Raw genomic sequence first — 21,710 nt, forward strand, 5'->3', positions numbered from 1 at the left:
TAAAAAAGTAAAAGATATTTTCTATCTTTACTTATATTTTAGTACCTTAATAACAAGAGTAATACATAATGAATCAGTTAGAATTATTAAGAAAATTTACAACAATTGTTGCGGATACAAGTGATATAGATTCTATTTGTAAATATAAACCTGAAGATGCAACTACAAATCCATCTTTAATATTAAAAGCAGTAAATTTACATGAAAATCAAAAATTTCTTAATCAAGCAGTGGAGTATGCTAAAAAAAAAGGAGGATCAAAACAAGAACAATTATTAAATGCAAGCGATAAAATTTTAGTTGATCTCGGTGTTGAAATTTTAAAGTATATACCAGGTTATATTTCGAGCGAAGTAGATGCTCGTTTATCTTTTAATCAAGATAAGTGTATTGTAAAAGCGAAAAAAATAGTTGAAATGTATGAAAATCAAGGTGTTTCTAGAAAAAGAGTATTAATTAAACTTGCAGCCACATGGGAATGCATAAAAGCAGCAGAAGAGTTGAAAAAAGATAATATTTTTTGTAATTTAACTCTTTTATTTTCTTTTGCTCAAGCACGTGCGTGCGCAGAATCAAAAGTATTTTTAATATCTCCTTTTGTCGGTCGTATTTACGATTGGTACATAGCTCAAAATTTAATGTCAAATTTTCCACATAACGAAGATCCAGGAGTGATTTCTGTTAAAAAAATATACAATTTTTATAAAAAACATAATTATAAAACTATTATCATGGGTGCTAGTTTTCGAAATGTTAAACAGATTTTATTATTATCTGGATGTGATCGATTAACTATTTCTCCTTTATTATTAAAAGAGCTTGAATCAAATAACACAGTATTCAATAGAAAATTAATTCCACCTACTACTTTTATAAAACCGCCTGTTTCTCTTTCTGAAGAAGAATTTAGATGGGAACATAATCAAGATGAAATGGCTGTTCAAAAATTATCAGAAGGTATAAGAAATTTCGGAAAAGATCAGATTCTTTTAGAAAAAATTATTTCAAAATTAATGTAGATACTAAATTAAAATATTAATTTTTTTATAAAACTATAGCTTAGGAAAAATTTATGTCTTTAGAAAGAGAGTTGTCAAATGCAATTCGTATGTTAAGTATTGATGCAGTTCAAAATGCAAAATCAGGTCATCCCGGGATGCCAATGGGAATGGCTGATATTGCAGAAGTATTATGGAGAAATTTTTTAAAACATAACCCGAAAAATCCTAAATGGGATAATAGAGATCGATTTGTTTTATCTAATGGTCATGGTTCAATGCTGCTCTATAGTTTATTGCATCTTACTGGGTATGATTTATCAATAGAAGAAATTAAAAAATTTAGACAGTTTAACTCCAAAACTCCAGGACATCCTGAAATAGATGAAACGCCAGGCGTTGAAACTACCACGGGTCCATTAGGTCAAGGTTTAGCAAATGCGGTAGGGATAGCTATTGCGGAAAAAACATTAAGTGCCTATTTCAATCGTTTAAACTTTGATATAGTTAATCACTATACCTGGGTGTTTGCAGGAGATGGATGTTTAATGGAGGGTATTTCACATGAAGTTTGTTCTTTAGCGGGAACATTAAAATTAGGGAAATTAATCGTTTTTTATGATAGCAATGGCATTTCAATAGATGGAAAGGTATCCAGTTGGTTTACAGATGATACAGTGATGCGTTTTAAGTCTTATAATTGGCATGTAGTAGACAAAGTGAATGGGCATGACTCAAGTGCGATAGAAAAAAGTATTCAAGAAGCGATATCTGTAAAAGATAAACCTTCTATAATTATTTGCAATACTATTATTGGTTTTGGATCACCGAATAAATCAGGAACATCAGAATCTCATGGCGCTCCTCTTGGAGAATCTGAAATTAATTTAACAAGAAAAAATTTAAAATGGCACTATCTACCTTTTGAAGTTCCTCAAAAAATTTATAAAAAGTGGAATTTTATTAAGCAAGGGTTAAAATTAGAACAAGAATGGAATAAAAAATTTTCTTTGTATAAAATAAAATATCCTGAATTAGCTAAAGAATATTTAAGACGTTTCAAAAAAGATCTGCCTGAAAAATGGTATAAAGAAACAACTGATTATATTGTTAAATTACAAAATAGCCCTAAAAATATAGCAAGTCGAAATGCCTCTCAAAATATTTTAGAAAAATTTGTAAAATTGTTACCTGAATTAATAGGTGGCTCAGCAGATTTATCTCCTAGTAATTTAACTATCTGTTCATTTTCTAGTTCGATAGAAAAAAATTCATCGGGGAATTATATTCATTACGGTGTCCGTGAATTTGGAATGACTGCTATTGCTAACGGTATTGCTCATCATGGTGGATTTATTCCATATACTTCAACATTTTTAATATTTGTTGAATATGCAAGAAATGCCGTGCGTATGGCTGCTTTGATGAACACCAAACATATTTTCATATATACTCATGATTCTATTGGACTTGGCGAAGATGGTCCTACTCATCAACCAATAGAACAGCTAGCTAATTTGAGAATGACTCCTAATATAGACGTATGGCGACCTTGTGATCAGGTAGAAACTGCTGTAGCATGGAAATTTGCGATTGAAAAAAAACAAGGCCCAACAGCATTAATTTTATCGCGCCAAAATTTATCTCAAATCAATAGAAGCAATGAGCAATTGAATAAAATTTCGCATGGAGCATATATATTATATGATTCTAAAAAACCTATTGATGTTATTTTTATATCAACTGGATCAGAAGTTAAAATTACTTTACTTGCTGCGAAAAAAATTATGTCCTTAGGTTATTCCGTACGTGTAATTTCAATGCCTTCTAATAACGTTTTTGACAGGCAAACAAGTGAATATAAAGAATATGTACTTCCTTCTTATGTGACTAAAAGAATTGCAATAGAAGCAAGTATAAAAGATTTTTGGTATAAATATGTAGGAATAAACGGCTTAATCATTGGTATGGAAACTTTTGGAAAATCAGCTCCAGCTGATATTTTATTTGAAAATTTTGGTTTTACTGTAGAAAATATAATCAATAAATCAAAAAATTTTTTACAATGTTAATTTTAAGCTATCGTAAGTAGCTACTGGGGGCTTTTAGCCCCATTTTAGTAATTTTTTTAATATTTTAAAAAAGAAATTATAAACAATATTTTAAAGAGAAAAATATGATTTGCTCAGTAACTGAATTGTCAAAAAAATTAATTCGAATTCCATCTATCAGCCCAAAAGATTTAGGTTGTCAAGATATTATAATAAATTTTTTATCTAAACTCGGATTTAAAATAAAAGAAATAAATATTAATGATACAAAAAATTTCTGGGCTACTAGAGGATTAGGTAAAACTTTGACATTTGCAGGTCATACAGATGTAGTCCCCCCTGGAGAATATAAACATTGGAATAATAATCCGTTTGATCCTATAGTGAAGAATGGTGTTTTATTTGGAAGGGGCGCATCAGATATGAAAGGTGCTTTAGCTGCTATGCTAATAGCATCAAAAAGATTTATAGAGAAATACTCAAACCATAAAGGCCGATTATCTTTTTTAATTACTTCAGATGAAGAATCTTCTGCTATTGATGGAACAACGAAAATAGTAGATTATTTAATTGCTAAAAAAGAGGTGATTGATTATTGCATAATAGGAGAACCAACTAGTATCAATAAAATTGGTGATTGTATAAAAAATGGACGACGTGGTTCTTTAACAGCTGATTTAGAAATTTTAGGAATCCAAGGTCATATTGCATATCCTCATTTAGCAGATAATCCAATTCACAAAGGATTACCTATTATTTTAAAATTGCTATCTATGTCATTAGATCAAGGTAATACTTTCTTTTCACCAACTAGCATAAACGTTTCGAATATTCATGCAGGTAACGGAAATAGCAATATAATTCCGGCTTCTTTATTAATACAATTTAATTTTCGTTTTAGTAATGAAGTATCTGAAAATCAAATTAAATTAAAATTTATAGAAATATTAGAAAAAAATAATGTTAATTATTCTATAAAATGGCATCTATCTGGGCTTCCTTTTGTCACAAAAGAAGGATTATTAACAAAGATTGTAATGGAATCTATTTCAAGTATCGCAAAGAACAAACCAATTATATCTACAGATGGTGGAACTTCAGATGGGCGTTTTATTGCAAAACTAAACCCCGAAATAATAGAAGTAGGATTAACTAGTAATACTATTCATAAAGTTAACGAATGTGTTAAAATATCTGATTTAAAAACATTAGCTTTAATTTATGAAGATATTATGGAAAAGTTATTTATATAACATAATAATAATTAGAATATTTCTTTTAATAATGAACGATGCAGAATATCTTTTAAGATAATCTGCACGTAAATTCTAAGTATGTAAATAAAATTTTTTATATGTTTATTGTTTTAATGAATTTATACAGGGGGAAAAATATCAATTTTATTTTTTTTTAAGTCTTTTTCTGTATAAGGTATTTTATATTCTTCATTTGTATTAGGAAAATTTATTCCTTTAGGAATAATTAATTTATTAAGTGTATTTTGATTATTTTCAGTATTAAAGCATTTAGGATAGTTTTGTAAAATTTTTAAGTCACAAGAAGTCAATGAAAATACAATAAAAATTTTTAAAATAATAATTTTTTTTTTAAAAAAAAGTTTATTTTTATTAAAATTTAGCATATTGAAGAGCTTTTTCCAGTTGAACTTTTCCAGAAGATGAAATTGGGGTCATTGGTAAACGAAGCGTATCATTTTTTATTAAACCCATCTTTTTAGCAAGCCATTTAATTGGTATTGGATTTGGCTCTATAAACAACGCTTCATGTAATAAAGATAATCGATTATTTATAGATCTAGCATTTTCAAAATCACCTTTTAATGCATATGAACACATTGTAGTCATTTCTTTTGCAGCAATGTTTGCTGTAACTGATATTACTCCTTGGCCACCTAATTGCATGAAGTCTAACGCTGTTGCATCATCACCACTAATTAGTAAAAAATTATTTTTTACTATTTTTTTAATTTGATTAATTCTCGATAAATCGCCACTCGCTTCTTTTATTCCAATGATGTTTTTAAATTGAGACAAACGAGAAATCGTTAAAGGTAGCAAATCGCATCCTGTTCGACTAGGAACATTATATAAGATCTGAGGTAATTCTGTACTTTCTGAAATGGCTTTAAAATGTTGATACAATCCTTCTTGAGTAGGTCTATTATAATATGGAGTTACAGTAAGACAAGCTGAAATGCCAGATTTTTCAAATCTTTTAGTTAAAGCTATTGCTTCAGTTGTAGCGTTTGCACCTGTACCTGCAATAATAGGAATTCTTTTATTTGCCATTTCTAATGTTAGCATAACAACTCTAATATGCTCTTCTTGACTTAAAGTAGCTGATTCTCCAGTTGTCCCGATAGAAACGATTGCTTTAGTTTTATTCAAAACATGGTAATCAATTAAATTTTTTAAACTAGAATGACAAATTTCACCTGATTTATTCATTGGTGTAATTAGAGCGACGATACTTCCTGTGAACATTATTTTTTTTTCCCTCCATAAAAAATATTTTATGGTATGTTTATTTAATAGTGAATATTAATTAAGTAAAATTATATATTTATTCTTTATAATTTTTGATCAATTTAATTTTTTATTAGTATAATTTTAAATCTGGATTGTATTTATAATATACTTTAAAAACTACTTTATATATTTAATTGGTATTTAAATATTTTAGTTAATATTGAAGATTTTTCTAGATAGTGTTTTAATAAAACTAAATTCTAGTTTTAAAAATAGTTTTGTTTTATATTAATATAAAATCGAAATATAAAAAATGATAAAAAAGTTATCATAACACTTAAAAGTGTTAATTTTAGTTTTATTTTTCATTCAATGTTACTAAATCTTACTGTCTAAGTTTACTTTAAAAAATTAGAAAAAATTGATTTTAAAATGAAAGCGCTATCATGCTACTAAACATATAATTTTAGTAGCAAAAATTATTTTTAATTAAATATTAATTATTTTTTATAACATTGAGCCCTGAATCTCAATATGTGATCCATAACTACAATAGCAACCATAGCTTCAGTGATTGGAACAGCTCGGATTCCTACACATGGATCATGTCGACCTTTTACTACTATTTCTGTTTTTGTATGATTTATATTAATTGTTTGTGCTGGTATTCGTATACTCGAAGTTGGTTTAAACGCTGCTTTCAATATAATCTTTTCACCGTTGCTAATACCTCCTAAAACTCCACCTGAATGATTACTTTTAAACCCATTTGGAGTAATTTCGTCTCGATTTTCACTGCCTTTCTGTTTCACAACTAAAAAACCATCTCCAATTTCTACTCCTTTAACTGCATTAATACTCATCAATGCATGTGCTAAGTCTGCATCTATTCGGTCGAAAACTGGCTCTCCAATTCCTATAGGAACATTTTCAGCGATAATTGTTATTTCAGCCCCAATAGAATCTCCCGCTTTTTTTAGTTCTTTAATTAAATTTTTTATACTTTCTACTTTTTTTGAATTAGAACAAAAAAAAGGATTATTATTAACTTCTTCCCACGATTCAAATGGACATTGAATGTTACCTATTGCTGATAAATACCCTCGAATCATGATTCCATATTGATTTTTAAGATATTTTTTTGCAATAGCTCCTGCTGCAACTCTCATTGCAGTTTCTCGTGCTGATGCTCTTCCTCCTCCTCGATAATCTCTAATACCATATTTTTTTTCATAAGTGTAATCAGCATGCCCTGGTCTGAATAAATTTTTTATTTCTTGATAATCTTGAGATCTTTGATCAGTGTTATAAATAATTAGACCAATACTTGTTCCAGTAGTTATACCATTAAATACTCCAGAAAGTATTTGAACTTGATCTGATTCAGATCTTTGGGTAGTATATCTAGAAGTACCAGGTTTTCTTCGGTTTAGATCATGTTGCAAATCATGAAGAGATAATTCTAAACCTGGTGGAACACCATCAACTACACAACCTAATGCTTTACCATGTGATTCACCAAAGGTTGTTACACAGAATATTTTTCCAATTGTATTTCCAGCCATATTTTTCTTCTTTTAATTGTTTTAAACAAAATTTTTTTAAATTATTAATAATTTTGATTTAAATAATATAACTATAGAAAAAATAAAAATTTTTTATTAGGTAATACAATGATAAAATTTTTTATTTGTTGTTTTTATAAAAACTAAATTATATAATCAAAAAAATATTTCTTAAAACAATAATTTTAAATAATGTAAATTTATTTTAGCTTTGGTAATAAATGATCATGAATAAAAATCGAGAACATACTGATAATAGAAATATTTTATTTCGTCAACATACAAATGATATACGAGAAATCATGCAAGATACGATATTTCATACAAGAGCAAATAAAGTAGTACATCAAAATATAACATTAAAAAGAAAATTTTATGAAGAAGAAGCTAATAGCTATTATTTTTCTTGTCTTCAAAATGAAAAAAATTTTTTTAAAGAAAACCCAGTTTCTTATATACGTAGCAAAAATTCAAATAATATCTTAAAGAGATTAAAAAGAGGAAAGTATTTACCAGATATTTCTCTTGATTTACATGGTCTTACACAATATCAAGCACAAAAAAAATTGGGTCAACTTATTACAATTTGTCAAAAAGAAAAAATTTTTTGTGCACATATTATACATGGATATGGAAAGAATATTTTAAAAAAGCAGATACCTTTTTGGTTATCTCAGCATCCCGATATAGTCGCATTTCATCAAGCTCCTAAAATTTTTGGAAGTGATGCTGCTATTATAGCGATTATTGAAGTTTGTAATTAAAAATGGAATAAATATAGAATATTTTTTTAGAATATATTTATATTTTAAAATGAAAAAAAATTTAATTATATTTTAACATGTTAAAGTATTTTATTTTTTAACAATTTAATAATACAACGATATTTATTTAAATAAAATAACTTTTTTAAAACCCTTATTTTTTTGGGTTTTTTTGTTTTATAGTGAGTGTAATTTTATAAATTTACTTTTGAACATAAAATATTGTAGGATTGTAAAAATGTTAAATAATAATCGCATACGTATAGCTATGCAAAAAACTGGTCGTTTAAGTAGCGAGTCTATAAATTTATTAACGTTATGTGGAATTAAAATCAATTTAAAACAGCAAAAATTAATCGCTTTTGCTCAAAATATGCCTATTGATGTCATGTTGGTACGTGATGATGATATTCCAGGTTTGATAATGGATGGAGTAGTGGATTTAGGAATAGTAGGAGAAAATGTTTTAGAAGAAGAGCTATTAAACCGAAAATCGCAAAATTTAGATAGTTCCTATATAACTTTAAGACGCCTTGATTTTGGTATGTGTAGATTATCTCTTGCTGTTCCCATCAACACTGATTATATTGGAATTGAATCTATAAAAGATTTTAGAATAGCCACTTCATATCCTCATTTGCTAAAAAAATATCTAGATGAAAAAAATATCAATTTTAAATCTTGCATGTTAAATGGTTCTGTAGAAGTTGCACCAAGAGCAGGATTAGCTGATGCTATTTGTGACTTAGTTTCAACAGGAGCTACTTTAGACGCAAATGGGCTGCGTGAAGTTCAAGTTATCTTTCGATCACATGCATCTCTTATTTGTAGAACAGGGAATATTAATTTTATCAAAAAAGAAGTCATTAATAAATTAATGACTCGTATTAAAGGTGTAATTCAAGCACGAGAATCGAAATATATTATGTTACATGCTCCTATTAATAAACTCGATGAAGTAATATCGTTGTTACATGGAGCGGAAAGACCAACAATTTTAAAATTAGCTGGTGATAAGCATCGAGTAGCTATGCATATGGTGAGTAGTGAAACATTATTTTGGGAAACAATGGAGAAATTAAAAGATTTAGGAGCTAGTTCAATTTTAGTTTTGCCTATTGAAAAAATGATGGAGTAAATTTTATGAAGTATTTTCATACAATTGTGAATTGGAATGAGTTAAATTCTGATGCACAAAAAAAGATTTTATCAAGACCTATCTATCTAGAAAATAAAATTATTAAAAGTACAGTAAAAGAAATAATTAAAAATGTCCAAGTTTTAGGAGATCAGTCTGTAAGAGATTATACTAATACGTTTGATAAATGCTTATTAAATACATTTCAGTTATCTCACCAACATATATCATCTTCTTTAAAAAAAATTGATGCTGTATTAAAAAAAGCAATTTCTGTTGCAAAAAAAAATATCAAATCATTTCATAAAGCACAAATTATACCTGAAGTGAATATTGAAACACAAGCTGGAATACGCTGTCAGCAAATATTTTTACCTTTAAATTCTATTGGAATTTATATACCTAATGGAATAGCTCCTTTACTATCTACTGTTTTAATGCTTGGCATACCTGCCAAAATTGCAGGTTGTAAAGAAGTTATATTATGTTCTCCCCCTCCAATTAGTGATGAGATTGTTTATAGTGCACATATTTGTGGTATTAATAAAATATTCCAGATAGGTGGCGCTCAAGCTATTGCAGCTATGGCTTTTGGAACTAAAAGTATTCCTAAAGTAGATAAAATTTTTGGACCAGGAAATTCTTATGTTACAGAAGCGAAACTACAAGTTAGTTCTATGCTAAATGGACCAGAAATAGATATGCTGGCTGGGCCTTCTGAATTATTAATTATTGCCGATCAAACTTCTAATCCAGATTTTATTGCTGCTGATTTGTTATCTCAAGCAGAGCATGGAATATCTTCACAAGTAATATTGTTGACTTCTTGTGTTGAATTAGCAAAAAAAGTTATTCTTTCTATTAATAAACAATTAGAAAGTTTTTTTAGGTCATCGGATATATGTGTTGCTTTAAAAAATAGTGCAATAATTTTAACAAAAAATTTATTTGAATCAATTAATATATGCAATATGTATGCACCAGAACATTTGATTATTCATACAAAAAATCCAAGGTCGTTACTGCAGAAAATATCTAATGCTAGTTCGATTTTTTTAGGTCCTTGGTCCCCTGAATCTGCAGGTGATTATGCTTCTGGAACTAATCATGTTTTACCAACATATGGAAAATCTATTTCACAATCTGCTTTAGGACTATCTGATTTTCAAAAACGTATATTAGTACAAGAATTAACATCTCAAGGATTTATAGATTTATCAAATACTCTTATGACCTTATCTAAAGCAGAAAAATTAGAAGCTCATTATAATGCTGTAAAAGTTCGTGTCAATTTCCTTAAGGATAAATATGAAAGATAATTTAATACATTTAGTTAGAGAAAATATAGCAAATTTACAACCTTATCAATCAGCTAGACGCATCGGGGGAAATGGTAGTATATGGTTAAATGCGAATGAATGCCCTATATCTAGTTCATTTACAACCAACATTAAATCATTTAATCGTTACCCAGAATCTCAACCTAAAAATTTAATTTCATCTTATTCTAATTACGCTTGTTTGTCTAATGATCAAGTTTTAGTAACTAGAGGAGCTGATGAAGGTATAGAGTTATTAATTAAAGCTTTTTGCAACCCTGGAAAAGACGCAATTATTTGCTGCCCTCCAACTTATGATATGTATGCTATAAACGCAAGTATTTTAAATGTTGAAGTAAAGGAAATTCCTATATTTAAAGATACTTGGAAAATAGATTTAAAAAATATTCAACGTAATCTTGATAGAGTTAAGTTAATATATATATGTAACCCTAATAATCCAACTGGGAGTATTATTCCAAAAAAAGATATTATAAATTTATTAAAAATGACTTTTAAACGCGCTCTTGTAATAATAGATGAAGCATATATAGAATTTTCTTCTAAAGATAGCATGGTAAATTTTTTAAAATGTTATCCACATTTGATCATTTTAAGAACCTTGTCTAAGGCATTTGCATTAGCAGGTATAAGATGTGGTTTTACTTTAGCAAATAAAGGAATTATTAATGTTTTAAATAAAATAATTAGTCCATATCCAATTTCTACCATTGTTTCTGATATTGCTGAGCAAGCTTTAACAGAAAAAGGAATAAAAGAGATGAAAAATAGAGTTTTAAAAATTAATTTAAACCGTGACTGGTTAATTTGTAAGTTAGAAAAAATATCTTTAGTAAAGAAAATTTTCAATAGTCATGCTAACTATGTTTTAGTAAGATTTTATATGCATAAAAAAATATTTCAGAAATTATGGGAAAAGGGTATAATTTTAAGAAATCAAGATCATAAAATTCATCTGAAAAAATGTTTAAGAATATCAATTGGTTCTTATTCAGAATGCTTGCGTTTAATTGAAGAAATTAAAATTTTATCTCATATATAATATTGCAATTTTAAGGCCTAATAAATGAAAGAAAAAATATTATTTATTGATCGAGATGGCACTTTAATTGATGAGCCTCAAGATAATTTTCAAGTTGATAAAATTAATAAAATTGTACTAAAGAAAAATGTCATTTCTGCATTGCGTGAATTAATGAAATTTAATTATAAATTTGTCATGATTACGAATCAAGATGGTTTAGGAACCGAATCATTTCCATTAGAAAAATTCAATATACCCCATTCGTTTCTTTTAAACATTTTTCAATCAGAAGAAATAACATTTGAAGATATTTTAATTTGTCCACATTTTAAAAACGATAATTGTGAATGTAGAAAACCCAAAATTAAATTATTAAAAACATGGCTAAATAAAATCGATAAGAACCGAAGTTACGTTATTGGTGATCGAAAAACAGATATGGATTTAGCAAAAAATATCAAATTACAAGGTATACAATATAGAGAGAATGATTACAATTGGAAAAAAATTGTACAAAAAATTAAACAAAAAAATAGATTTGGAGAAGTTTTTAGAGAAACAAAAGAAACTTCTATACATGTAAAAGTATGGCTAGATTTAGAGAATTCTAGTTATATTAATACAGGGATAAATTTTTTTGATCATATGTTAGAACAATTGTCAATACATAGTGGTATTTCTATTTATATCAAGGCTAAAGGAGATTTAAAAGTTGATGATCATCATACTATAGAAGATACAGGTATTGCTTTAGGAGATGCATTATTGCAATCATTGGAAAATAAAAGAGGGATATGTAGATTTGGTTTTGTTTTACCTATGGATGAGAGTGTATCAAAATGCATCATTGATTTATCCAATCGTTCATATTTAAATTTTAAAGGTAATTTTCGACATCAATTTGTTGGAGATTTAAGCACTGATATGGTAGAACATTTTTTTTATTCTCTTTGTCAATCTATGAAAATTACTTTACATTTATCATTTAAAGGAGATAACGATCATCATTGTGTTGAAAGTTTATTTAAAGCATTTGGAAAGACTTTGCGTCAAGCAATAAAAATAGAAGGGGAAACAATACCAACATCAAAAGGAACATTATAGTGACAATAGTGATATTAAATACTGGATGTGCTAATTTAACATCAATTAAAATAGCTATCAAAAAATTAGGTTATACCTCTCAAATTACATCCGACCCTTATTTACTATTAAAATCTAAAAAATTAATAATACCAGGAGTAGGAACTGCTTCCGCAGTCATGAAAATTTTACATGAAAAAAACTTAGTTAGTTTTATTAAAAATATGAAACAACCTGTGTTAGGTATTTGTCTTGGAATGCAAATTTTTTGTCAGTTTAGTGAAGAGTGTAATGGAACAAAAACAATTGGAATTTTAAATAATGATTCAGCTGTATTGTTAAAAAGTTCAAATTTACCTTTACCCCATATTGGTTGGAACTATATTGACATCAAAAAAAAACATCTATTATTTAAAAATATTCAGAAAGATTCTAGATTTTATTTTGTTCATAGCTATATTGTTCCTGTTGGAAAATACACTTTATCAACAAGCGATTATGGTGTATCTTTTAGCTCTGTTATTCAAAAAAATAATTTCTTTGGAGTTCAATTTCACCCAGAGAAATCAGGTGATATAGGTTCTCAGTTACTGAAAAATTTTTTAGAGATATAATTTTATGATTATTCCATCATTTGATTTTTTAGAAGGGAAAGTAGTTCGTTTATATCAAGGTAACTATTTAAATAAAACGTTTTATAATATAGATTTATATCAACATTTAAGAAATCTAAAAGAGAAAGGAGTAAAAATTGTTCATTTAGTAGATTTAAATGGTGCAAAAAAAATAGAAGATAGACAATTTCGACTTTTTCAAAATATAATTTTATCTACTAATATGCGAATTCAAATAGGTGGGGGAATACGAACTGAAAATGATATAAATATGTTATTTGATTTAGGTTGCGCAAGAGTTGTTATTGGTTCTTCTGCTATAAAAAATAAATTTGAAGTAAGAAGATGGTTAAAAGTTTATGGTTCTGATAAGATTGTTTTAGCACTAGATGTTAACGTTATAAATAATAAAAAAAAAATATCTATCAATGGTTGGGTAAAAGAAACTAATTATACTTTAGAAGATACAATTGATTTTTTTTCCTCTGAAAGTTTAACGCATGTGCTTTGTACAGATATATCTAAAGATGGAACTCTATCTGGCCCTAATATTATGTTATACAAAGAAATTGTAAAAAAATTTAAACATATTAAATTTCAAGCATCAGGAGGAGTTTCAAATTTATTTGATGTTGTTGCTTTAAAAAAATCTGGTGTAGATAGCATTATTATCGGCCGGAGTTTATTAGAAAAAAGATTCACAATTGAAGAGGCTTTGAAATGCTGGCAAAACGTATCATAGCATGTCTTGATGTCGACAATGGAGTAGTAGTAAAAGGTGTTCAATTTAAAAATCATCAAATTGTAGGTAATATAGTTCCATTAGCTGAACGTTATGCAAAAGAAGGTATTGATGAATTAGTCTTTTATGATATAACTGCTGCTACTAAAAACACTTTGGTAGATAGAAGTTGGATTGAAAAAGTAGCAGAAGTAATTAATATTCCTTTTTGTGTTGCTGGCGGAATTAAAAGTATAGAAGATGCAAGACAGATACTGTCTTTTGGTGCGGATAAAATATCAATTAATTCTGCTGCCTTGATTGATCCTACTTTGATTACAAGAATTTCTGATCGTTTTGGTATACAATGTATGGTTGTAGGTGTTGATTCATGGCTTGATAAATCCAGTAAATGTTATATGGTACAGCAATATACAGGAGATGTTAATCGTACTTATCAAACTAACTGGAAAACATCTGATTGGATAAAACAGATTCAAAAATATGGTGCTGGTGAAATTGTTTTGAATATGATGAATCAAGACGGATTACAAAACGGATATGATTTATTACAATTAAAGAAAATGAGAAATATATGTAAAGTACCTTTAATCGCATCAGGTGGAGCAGGGAATTTAGAGCATTTTTATGAGGCTTTATTTCATTCTAATGTTGATGGTGTGTTAGCTGCTTCTGTTTTTCATAAAAATATAATTAGCATAAAAATTTTAAAAGATTTTTTAATAGCAAAAGGGTTAGAGATTCGAATATGTTAATAAAACAAAAAAAAATATTTAAATTAGATTGGAATAAAACTAATGGTATGATCCCAACGATTATACAAGATTTTTTATCTAATGAAGTTTTGATGCACGGTTATATGAATCAAGAAGCTTTTTTAAAAACACAAGAAGAACGCTTTGTTACTTTTTACTCGCGTAGTAAAAAACGCTTATGGACGAAAGGTGAAACTTCTGGAAATTTTTTAAGAGTGATAAAAATCATTCCAGATTGTGATAATGATTCATTATTAGTTTTAGTTGAGCCTATTGGAAACACATGTCATTTAAATCAAAAAAGTTGCTTTGTTTTAAAAAACAATTATCTTTATTTTCTTTTTGAATTAGAAAGAATAATAGAAGATAGAAAAAATAATAATTTAAAAAACTCCTATACATCTAGCTTATATAAATCTGGAACTCAAAGAATAGCACAAAAAGTAGGTGAAGAAGCGGTAGAAACAATATTGGCTGCTATGAAAAAAAACACAAAAGAATTAATCAATGAAGCTTCAGATTTGATTTACCATTTGCTTGTATTGCTACATGATCAAAATTTAAATTTTAATTTAATTGTTGAAAACTTAAAAAAAAGAAAACAATAAGATTGTAAAACTTTTTCTTAAATTGATATTTTTAAAAAGCAATTCATAAAAAATATTTAGTTTATAATTTTTAAGTTTATTTTACTTTCAAAAAATTTCAATAAAATTAATATATATTAACGATAATATATATAAACTTGTCTTATTGTACACATCACATAAAAAATATAAAAATCTATATAAATTATAAGATATACAATTGATTTAAAAAATTGTAATAATCTTAATTTTTATATACTTATGAAACATTTATATTTCTAAATAGAAAATTGAAAATAATTGTAATATCATTTATTGTGTAATAAATATAATTTTAAGAAAATAATATATTTTTATTATTGGAGAAAAAAATGTTAAAACAACAAATTGGTGTCGTAGGCATGGCTGTTATGGGAAGAAATTTAGCATTAAATATCGCAAGTAAAAACTATCGTGTATCTATCTTTAACAGAACTAAATCAATCACAGAAGAAATAATTCAAAAAAGCAAAACAACAAATATCTTTCCATATTTTTCTATTGAACATTTTATAAAATCTCTAGAAAAACCAAGATGTGTTTTATTAATGATAAAATCAGGGTCCCCTACAGATAACACTATTGCATCTATTATTCCGTATTTAGAAGCAGGAGATATATTAATTGATGGAGGTAATACGTTTTATAAGGATACCATCAGAAGAAATAACGATCTTCTTAAAAAAGGTATACATTTTATTGGAATGGGTGTATCAGGTGGTGAATTTGGCGCATTAAACGGGCCTTCTATTATGCCTGGTGGATCAAAAGAAGCATATAAACTTATTTTTCCTATTTTAAAAGATATATCTGCTAAGTTTAATGAAGAACCGTGTGTTACTTATATTGGCCCTAATGGTTCTGGTCATTATGTAAAAATGATTCATAATGGAATCGAATATGGTGATATGCAATTGATTTCAGAATCATATTTTATCTTAAAAAATTTACTAGACTTGAATAATCAAGAACTTTCAAATATATTTTCTGATTGGAATAAAGGAGAATTAAACAGTTATTTAATTGAGATAACAAAAAATATTTTTTTAAAGAAAGATGAGAATAATCGTTATATATTAGATTTAATTTTAGATAAAGCAGAAGATAAAGGAACAGGTAAATGGATTGGTAAAAATGCTTTAGATCTTCGAGAACCACTTACATTAATTACAGAATCTGTTTTTGCAAGATATTTATCTTCACTTAAAGAGCAACGTATTATAGCTTCAAAAATTTTAAAAGGACCTAATTTACAATGCATATCATCTGAAAATAAAAAGCAATTTATTGAAGAAGTTCGAAGAGCTTTATATTTAGGAAAAATTATTTCTTATGCTCAAGGTTTTTCTCAGTTAAAAAAAGCATCAGAAAAATACTCTTGGAGTTTAAAATATAGTGAAATTGCTAAAATTTTTAGATCTGGATGTATTATTCGAGCTAAATTTTTAGACAAAATAAAAGATGTATTCAATATTGATAATAATACAAATAATTTATTATTAACTCCTTATTTTTCAGAAATATCTAATGAATATGAAAAATCTTTGAGAAATGTTGTAAGATTCGGAATAAAATATGGAATTTCTATTCCTGCTTTTTCTTCTGCTATATCATATTATGATAGTTATCGATCCTCCTCATCATCAGCTAACTTAATTCAAGCTCAAAGAGATTATTTTGGTGCACATACTTACAAAAGAATTGATAAAATGGGATATTTTCATACAGATTGGTTAATGAAAAAATAATTTAAACTATAAATATTTTAGTTTTTTTACAATAAAATTAATTATATAATTTACCATGAGTTTAATGTTTTAAAATAGCAGAAGATGTGAAAATATATCTTTCTGCTATTAACAAACTTATTAGTTATGCATATCATATATAGATATATTGAAATTATAGGAAAAATTATGCGTTTATGTGATCAAGATATTGAAGAATGGTTAGCTAAAAAAAAATTAATTATTACACCTTATCCTAAGAAAGAACTTATTAACGGAATTACTGTTGATATACATCTTGGAAATAAATTTCGTATTTTTTATGATCATACTATATCTTGTATTGATTTAAGTAGTTCACAAGATCAAATATCTAAAAATTTAAAAAAAATAATGAGCGCTGAAAAATTATTCTCTAAAAAAAATCCATTTTTTTTAAAACCAAAATCTTTGGTATTATTTTCAACTTTAGAAAGTATTACTTTGCCTGATAATTTAGTTGGTTGGTTAGATGGTCGCTCTTCTTTAGCAAGGCTTGGACTAATGATTCATGTTACATCTCATAGAATTGATCCTGGTTGGAATGGCAATATAGTCTTAGAAGTGTTTAATGCTGGAAATTTAACATTAGTTTTAACGCCAAAAATTAAAATTGCCGCATTAAGTTTTGAATTACTTTCTAAATCAGTTTCTAGATCTTACAACGATCGGTTTGAATCAAAATATAAGATTCAAACCGGTGTAGTCCCTAGTCGTATTTATGAAGAATAGGTGTTTTTTATGTATTGAAAACATTAAAAAAAATTATTTAGATATTTTTAAATAATTACTTTACGATTATTTTTTTGTATATTATATTGTTAATTTTAATAAATGAAATATTATTTTATGCCTATTAAAGTTAGAAAAATATTAGTTACTTGCGCTTTACCATATGCTAATGGTTCGATTCATATTGGGCATATGCTTGAACATATTCAAGCGGATATCTGGGTTCGCTATCAAAGAATGAGAGGACATGAAGTTTGGTTTATTTCTTCTGATGATGCACATGGCACTGCTGTGATGTTGCGTGCAAAAAATTTAGGAATATCAGAAAAAAAGTTAATAAAAAATATTCAAAAAGAGCACAAAATAGATTTTATGAACTTTAATATTTCTTATGATAATTATCACACCACACATAGTATAGAAAATTTGTTTTTAGTTAGAAAAATATTTTCTTCTTTAAATGACAAAAATTTTTTACATAAGAAAAAAATTGTTCAATTTTATGATAATCAAGAAAAAATATTTCTTCCAGATAGATTTATTCAAGGAACATGTCCAATTTGTTTTTCAGATAATCAATATGGAGATACTTGTGAAAAATGTAGTGCAATTTATGAACCTAAAGATTTAATTAATGCTGTTTCGGTAGTTTCAGGTACACCTCCAATTTTAAAAGAAACTGAACACTTATATTTTGATTTACCAATTTTTTCAAATATGTTAAGAGAATGGATATACTCTGGTGTATTGGAAAGCGCAGTAATTCATAAAACAGAAGAATGGTTAAAATCTGGTTTAGAAAAGTGGTGTATTTCTCGTGATGCACCATATTTTGGATTTAAAATTCCAAATTTTTCAAAAAAATATTTTTATGTTTGGTTAGATGCTCCGATTGGTTATATTAGTTCATTTAAAAATCTTTGCTTAAAAAATAAAAATATAAATTTTAATGATTTCTGGAGTAATAACGTTAACTCTGAATTATATCATTTTATTGGAAAAGATATTATCTATTTTCATACATTATTCTGGCCTGCAATATTAGAAGCATCTAATTTTCGAAAACCTAGTGGTGTTTTTGTACATGGTCATGTTACAATTAATGGGTTAAAATTGTCAAAATCTCGAGGTTGTTTGATTAAAGCGTCAGATTGGATCAAATATTTTGACTCTGATAGTTTACGTTACTATTATGCAAGTAAATTAACAAATAATATTAACGATATTGAAATGAATTTAGATGACTTTATGTATAAAATAAATAATGATATTGTAAACAAATTAGTAAATCTAGCCTCAAGAAACGCTAGTTTTATTAATAAGCATTTTAATGGATATCTCTCTGATAAGTTAGATGATTATAATTTATATAAATTTTTTGTAGATTCGCATAAAAAAATACAGAATTTTTTTGAAAATAGAGAATTTAGTTTAATTATCAAAAATTCTATGAAATTGCTAGATATGGCAAATCAATATGTCAATGAAAAAAAACCTTGGACTATTCATGCAAAAATAGAAAAAAATAATCATTTACATCTGATCTGTACTACTGGTATTAATTTATTTAGAATAATTATGACTTTCTTAAAACCTATCTTACCTATTTTATCTAAAAAAACAGAACTATTTCTCATGTCAGATCTTATTTGGAATGATATTCATAAACCCTTATTATCTCAAAAAATAAAAAATTTTCCAAGATTGTATGAAAGAATTACTTCTGATAAAATATCTCAATTATTTCAATTACCTAAATAACTAAAAAATACAAAAATATATTTACTTAAATAAAAAATGATTACCATTGTTCACTCGAATATCGTTTATCCAAGATATATACCACTGATTTTTTTTTTCATTGTCTTGATTTTTAGTTTTTTGATTGACAATAAACACACCCAATGCGCTGATTAATTGATCATTATAAAACAAAAGAGGAATTTGATTTCTCAACCAAGGAGGAATATTATGTTCTTGCCAAATTTTTTTAATATTTCTTCGTTTGTGTCTTCCTATAATAAATATTTTTCCCCTATGTTGAAAACGAATATTAATTAATGCATTATTTTTTGGTTTTGGAAGATTGATTCCTGTTTGATTATTTTTTATAATATAACCTAAATTGTTAGGTAATTTTAATTTATTTTCAGTATTATGCCAAAATATTATTAAATTTCTAATATCTTTTTTGATTTTAACAAAGTAAAGAAATTTTTTATAACATCTAATTTCATTTTTTTGAATAATTACTTTTAGATTATAATTTTCTTGATTATACATAATTTTATTATATATACATTGAATATTTTTATAAGAAACTTTTTTAATATTCTTTAAAAAAATTATCCAATATCTAATTAATGCTACACATAATTCTTTTCTTAAACATTTAAAGTTTGAAATATTTAAACATTCGTTAAAATTAAGATATTGTTGAATTTTTTCTTTTAAAAGAATATTTTTTAATGTAGTTTCTTCATTACATATTTGAGTGGTACGAAAGCAATTTTTTAAAAAGAAAGGCCATTTTTCTTCAAAAACCGGTAATATTTTATGTCGTATAAAATTACGTTCATAATTCGTATTAAAGTTAGTAAAATCTTCAATCCATTTTAATTTGTTTAAATTAGCTAGATTTTTAATTTCTTCTTTTGTTTTTGTTAAAAATGGACGAATAATTTTAGTTTTTCCAAAAATTGTTTCAGAATGCATTGCAGATAAACCAGTAGGTCCGCTTCCTCGTTTAAGGGCTAAAAAAAATGTTTCACATTGATCATTTAGATGATGCCCAGTCAGAAGTATTTCTTTATCTAACAAATTTTTGTAAATCAAGTTGTATCTTTTAATTCGTAGTTGTTCTTCAATATTTTTCGTGATATTTATATCTATTTTTTCAATAATTAATGGTATATTATATTCTTTGCAAACATTAACACAATGTGTTTGCCATTTTTTTGAATCATTTTGAACATTATGATTGATATGAATAGCGCGTATACTAATTTGAGGGTTATATTTTTTGATTGTAAATAAATAATGTAATAGTACCGTAGAATCCATTCCTCCGCTATACGCTACTAAAAATAGTTTATATTTATTTTGTTGAATAATATTTTGAATCAAATAAGAAGCACCTAAAATATTAAATATGTTTTTTAAATATATTTTAATTTTTATTACGTTCGAGTGGAATTGAACCACTAACCTCCACCATGTCATAGTGGTGCTCTAACCGATTGAGCTACGAACGTAAAATTTAAAAATTTTATTCTATCATAAAAATATTTTTTTTCTATTAAAATATATTTTATTTTTTAAAATAATTTTTTTAAAGATAAATAAAAAATATTTTTAGATATAACTAAGTTAAGGATATTTTATGTTTACAGGTATTGTTCATGGAGTAGCCCAAGTCGTTTCAATAGATAAGAAAAAAAAATTACATACTTATACTATCAATTTTGCATCTACTTTATTAAAAAGATTAAAACTTGGCGCCTCAGTTTCAAATAATGGATGTTGTTTAACAGTAAAAAAAATTGATAATTATTATGTAATTTTTGATATCATGCAAATAACTCTTGATCATACTAATTTAGGTCTTACCAATATAGGAGACTATATTAATATTGAGAGATCTGCGAGATATGGTGATGAAATTGGAGGACATATAGTATCCGGTCATATTATAAATACTGCTGAAATTTCTAAAATATTAAAATCAAATAATAATTATATTATGTGGTTTAAAATACAAGATTTATCTTTAATGAAATATATTTTTTATAAAGGTTTTATTTGTATCGATGGAATAAGTTTGACAATTGTTAGTATTATTAATAATGAATTTTGTGTAAGTATAATACCAGAAACATTATCTTTAACAACAATAGGTTTTAAAAAAATTGGAGAATTAGTTAACATTGAGATTGATTTATATACTCAAATCACTGTAGATACAACAGAGCGTTTAATTAATAAAAATTTTCTTGTTGCATATAAATAATCTACAATTGTTAT

Annotated in this window: 20 protein-coding genes and 1 tRNA gene; 16 read left to right on the forward strand and 5 right to left on the reverse strand. The window is 26.4% G+C overall.

All coding sequences use genetic code 11. The features are described from left to right. Positions 1-68: 68 nt before the first annotated feature. The 3 genes from tal to dapE all read left to right on the forward strand — a co-directional run bounded on the left by tal (position 69) and on the right by dapE (position 4,302). Complete coding sequence (gene tal, locus HU701_RS00670) at positions 69-1,019, forward strand: transaldolase (RefSeq protein WP_158345994.1); 951 nt, start codon at positions 69-71, stop codon at positions 1,017-1,019. 53 nt (positions 1,020-1,072) lie between these two features. Next, positions 1,073-3,070, forward strand: coding sequence for a transketolase (gene tkt / locus HU701_RS00675; protein WP_158345996.1), 1,998 nt, complete (start codon positions 1,073-1,075; stop codon positions 3,068-3,070). A 104-nt stretch (positions 3,071-3,174) separates the two neighbouring features. Beyond that, a complete protein-coding gene (dapE, locus tag HU701_RS00680; protein WP_178918958.1) occupies positions 3,175-4,302 on the forward strand; it encodes a succinyl-diaminopimelate desuccinylase in 1,128 nt (375 codons plus the stop codon). 122 nt (positions 4,303-4,424) lie between these two features. Here dapE and HU701_RS00685 read toward each other — a convergent pair whose 3' ends face one another. From HU701_RS00685 to aroC, 3 genes are all read right to left on the reverse strand, one after another. Continuing rightward, positions 4,425-4,691, reverse strand: a complete 267-nt coding sequence (locus HU701_RS00685; RefSeq protein ID WP_178918960.1) for a hypothetical protein — start codon at positions 4,689-4,691, stop codon at positions 4,425-4,427. Beyond that, the gene (dapA, locus tag HU701_RS00690; protein WP_178918962.1) at positions 4,678-5,553 is read right to left on the reverse strand and encodes a 4-hydroxy-tetrahydrodipicolinate synthase; all 876 of its coding nucleotides are present in this window, start codon (positions 5,551-5,553) and stop codon (positions 4,678-4,680) included. Before dapA ends, HU701_RS00685 begins: the two co-directional genes overlap by 14 nt. Before the next feature lie 485 nt (positions 5,554-6,038). Continuing rightward, entirely contained in the window at positions 6,039-7,103 is a 1,065-nt protein-coding gene (aroC, locus tag HU701_RS00695) for a chorismate synthase (protein WP_178918973.1), read from the reverse strand. A gap of 227 nt (positions 7,104-7,330) precedes the next feature. Between aroC and smrB the strand changes: the two genes are divergently transcribed. From smrB to metG, 12 genes are all read left to right on the forward strand, one after another. Next, positions 7,331-7,867 carry an endonuclease SmrB gene (smrB, locus tag HU701_RS00700; protein ID WP_178918975.1) on the forward strand — a complete coding sequence of 179 codons (537 nt, stop codon included), beginning with the start codon at positions 7,331-7,333 and terminating at the stop codon, positions 7,865-7,867. A 238-nt stretch (positions 7,868-8,105) separates the two neighbouring features. Further along, positions 8,106-9,005 carry an ATP phosphoribosyltransferase gene (gene hisG, locus HU701_RS00705; protein WP_158346008.1) on the forward strand — a complete coding sequence of 300 codons (900 nt, stop codon included), beginning with the start codon at positions 8,106-8,108 and terminating at the stop codon, positions 9,003-9,005. Between the two features lie 5 nt (positions 9,006-9,010). Further along, positions 9,011-10,324, forward strand: coding sequence for a histidinol dehydrogenase (gene hisD / locus HU701_RS00710; RefSeq protein ID WP_178918977.1), 1,314 nt, complete (start codon positions 9,011-9,013; stop codon positions 10,322-10,324). After that, on the forward strand, positions 10,314-11,387 hold the full coding sequence (hisC, locus tag HU701_RS00715; RefSeq protein WP_178918979.1) for a histidinol-phosphate transaminase: 1,074 nt from the start codon (positions 10,314-10,316) through the stop codon (positions 11,385-11,387). Before hisD ends, hisC begins: the two co-directional genes overlap by 11 nt. 24 nt (positions 11,388-11,411) lie before the next feature. Further along, positions 11,412-12,473, forward strand: coding sequence for a bifunctional histidinol-phosphatase/imidazoleglycerol-phosphate dehydratase HisB (hisB, locus tag HU701_RS00720; protein ID WP_158346013.1), 1,062 nt, complete (start codon positions 11,412-11,414; stop codon positions 12,471-12,473). Continuing rightward, positions 12,473-13,066, forward strand: a complete 594-nt coding sequence (gene hisH / locus HU701_RS00725) for an imidazole glycerol phosphate synthase subunit HisH (protein WP_178918981.1) — start codon at positions 12,473-12,475, stop codon at positions 13,064-13,066. The genes hisB and hisH overlap by 1 nt, the downstream gene beginning before the upstream one ends. A gap of 4 nt (positions 13,067-13,070) precedes the next feature. Continuing rightward, positions 13,071-13,808 carry a 1-(5-phosphoribosyl)-5-[(5-phosphoribosylamino)methylideneamino]imidazole-4-carboxamide isomerase gene (gene hisA, locus HU701_RS00730; protein WP_158346017.1) on the forward strand — a complete coding sequence of 246 codons (738 nt, stop codon included), beginning with the start codon at positions 13,071-13,073 and terminating at the stop codon, positions 13,806-13,808. Then, complete coding sequence (gene hisF, locus HU701_RS00735; protein ID WP_178918984.1) at positions 13,787-14,563, forward strand: imidazole glycerol phosphate synthase subunit HisF; 777 nt, start codon at positions 13,787-13,789, stop codon at positions 14,561-14,563. The genes hisA and hisF overlap by 22 nt, the downstream gene beginning before the upstream one ends. Beyond that, positions 14,557-15,171: a bifunctional phosphoribosyl-AMP cyclohydrolase/phosphoribosyl-ATP diphosphatase HisIE gene (gene hisIE / locus HU701_RS00740; RefSeq protein WP_158346021.1), complete on the forward strand. Its 615-nt coding sequence runs from the start codon at positions 14,557-14,559 to the stop codon at positions 15,169-15,171. The genes hisF and hisIE overlap by 7 nt, the downstream gene beginning before the upstream one ends. A gap of 350 nt (positions 15,172-15,521) precedes the next feature. Beyond that, a complete protein-coding gene (gndA, locus tag HU701_RS00745; RefSeq protein ID WP_158346023.1) occupies positions 15,522-16,937 on the forward strand; it encodes an NADP-dependent phosphogluconate dehydrogenase in 1,416 nt (471 codons plus the stop codon). A 168-nt stretch (positions 16,938-17,105) separates the two neighbouring features. Beyond that, positions 17,106-17,687 carry a dCTP deaminase gene (dcd, locus tag HU701_RS00750; protein WP_158346854.1) on the forward strand — a complete coding sequence of 194 codons (582 nt, stop codon included), beginning with the start codon at positions 17,106-17,108 and terminating at the stop codon, positions 17,685-17,687. A gap of 117 nt (positions 17,688-17,804) precedes the next feature. Then, complete coding sequence (gene metG / locus HU701_RS00755) at positions 17,805-19,448, forward strand: methionine--tRNA ligase (RefSeq protein ID WP_178918986.1); 1,644 nt, start codon at positions 17,805-17,807, stop codon at positions 19,446-19,448. A gap of 21 nt (positions 19,449-19,469) precedes the next feature. Here metG and tilS read toward each other — a convergent pair whose 3' ends face one another. After that, positions 19,470-20,891 (reverse strand): tRNA lysidine(34) synthetase TilS, encoded by a 1,422-nt coding sequence (gene tilS / locus HU701_RS00760; protein ID WP_248594342.1) that lies wholly within the window; start codon positions 20,889-20,891, stop codon positions 19,470-19,472. Beyond that, positions 20,868-20,941 (reverse strand) — tRNA-Val (locus HU701_RS00765). Before HU701_RS00765 ends, tilS begins: the two co-directional genes overlap by 24 nt. A 128-nt stretch (positions 20,942-21,069) precedes the next feature. On the opposite strand from HU701_RS00765, the gene HU701_RS00770 reads away from it, so the two are divergent. Beyond that, positions 21,070-21,696, forward strand: a complete 627-nt coding sequence (locus tag HU701_RS00770; RefSeq protein ID WP_178918987.1) for a riboflavin synthase subunit alpha — start codon at positions 21,070-21,072, stop codon at positions 21,694-21,696. Positions 21,697-21,710: the final 14 nt, after the last annotated feature.

The sequence above is a fragment of the Buchnera aphidicola (Aphis gossypii) genome (genome assembly GCF_013394915.1).
Taxonomy (GTDB): domain Bacteria; phylum Pseudomonadota; class Gammaproteobacteria; order Enterobacterales; family Enterobacteriaceae; genus Buchnera; species Buchnera aphidicola_AZ.

Coding starts and splice junctions, on each gene's coding strand:
- tal (WP_158345994.1), top strand. CDS start 69: ATGAATCAGTTAGAATTATTAAGAAAATTTACAACAATTGTTGCGGAT.
- tkt (WP_158345996.1), top strand. CDS start 1,073: ATGTCTTTAGAAAGAGAGTTGTCAAATGCAATTCGTATGTTAAGTATT.
- dapE (WP_178918958.1), top strand. CDS start 3,175: ATGATTTGCTCAGTAACTGAATTGTCAAAAAAATTAATTCGAATTCCA.
- HU701_RS00685 (WP_178918960.1), bottom strand. CDS start 4,691: ATGCTAAATTTTAATAAAAATAAACTTTTTTTTAAAAAAAAAATTATT.
- dapA (WP_178918962.1), bottom strand. CDS start 5,553: ATGTTCACAGGAAGTATCGTCGCTCTAATTACACCAATGAATAAATCA.
- aroC (WP_178918973.1), bottom strand. CDS start 7,103: ATGGCTGGAAATACAATTGGAAAAATATTCTGTGTAACAACCTTTGGT.
- smrB (WP_178918975.1), top strand. CDS start 7,331: ATGAATAAAAATCGAGAACATACTGATAATAGAAATATTTTATTTCGT.
- hisG (WP_158346008.1), top strand. CDS start 8,106: ATGTTAAATAATAATCGCATACGTATAGCTATGCAAAAAACTGGTCGT.
- hisD (WP_178918977.1), top strand. CDS start 9,011: ATGAAGTATTTTCATACAATTGTGAATTGGAATGAGTTAAATTCTGAT.
- hisC (WP_178918979.1), top strand. CDS start 10,314: ATGAAAGATAATTTAATACATTTAGTTAGAGAAAATATAGCAAATTTA.
- hisB (WP_158346013.1), top strand. CDS start 11,412: ATGAAAGAAAAAATATTATTTATTGATCGAGATGGCACTTTAATTGAT.
- hisA (WP_158346017.1), top strand. CDS start 13,071: ATGATTATTCCATCATTTGATTTTTTAGAAGGGAAAGTAGTTCGTTTA.
- hisF (WP_178918984.1), top strand. CDS start 13,787: ATGCTGGCAAAACGTATCATAGCATGTCTTGATGTCGACAATGGAGTA.
- hisIE (WP_158346021.1), top strand. CDS start 14,557: ATGTTAATAAAACAAAAAAAAATATTTAAATTAGATTGGAATAAAACT.
- gndA (WP_158346023.1), top strand. CDS start 15,522: ATGTTAAAACAACAAATTGGTGTCGTAGGCATGGCTGTTATGGGAAGA.
- dcd (WP_158346854.1), top strand. CDS start 17,106: ATGCGTTTATGTGATCAAGATATTGAAGAATGGTTAGCTAAAAAAAAA.
- metG (WP_178918986.1), top strand. CDS start 17,805: ATGCCTATTAAAGTTAGAAAAATATTAGTTACTTGCGCTTTACCATAT.
- HU701_RS00770 (WP_178918987.1), top strand. CDS start 21,070: ATGTTTACAGGTATTGTTCATGGAGTAGCCCAAGTCGTTTCAATAGAT.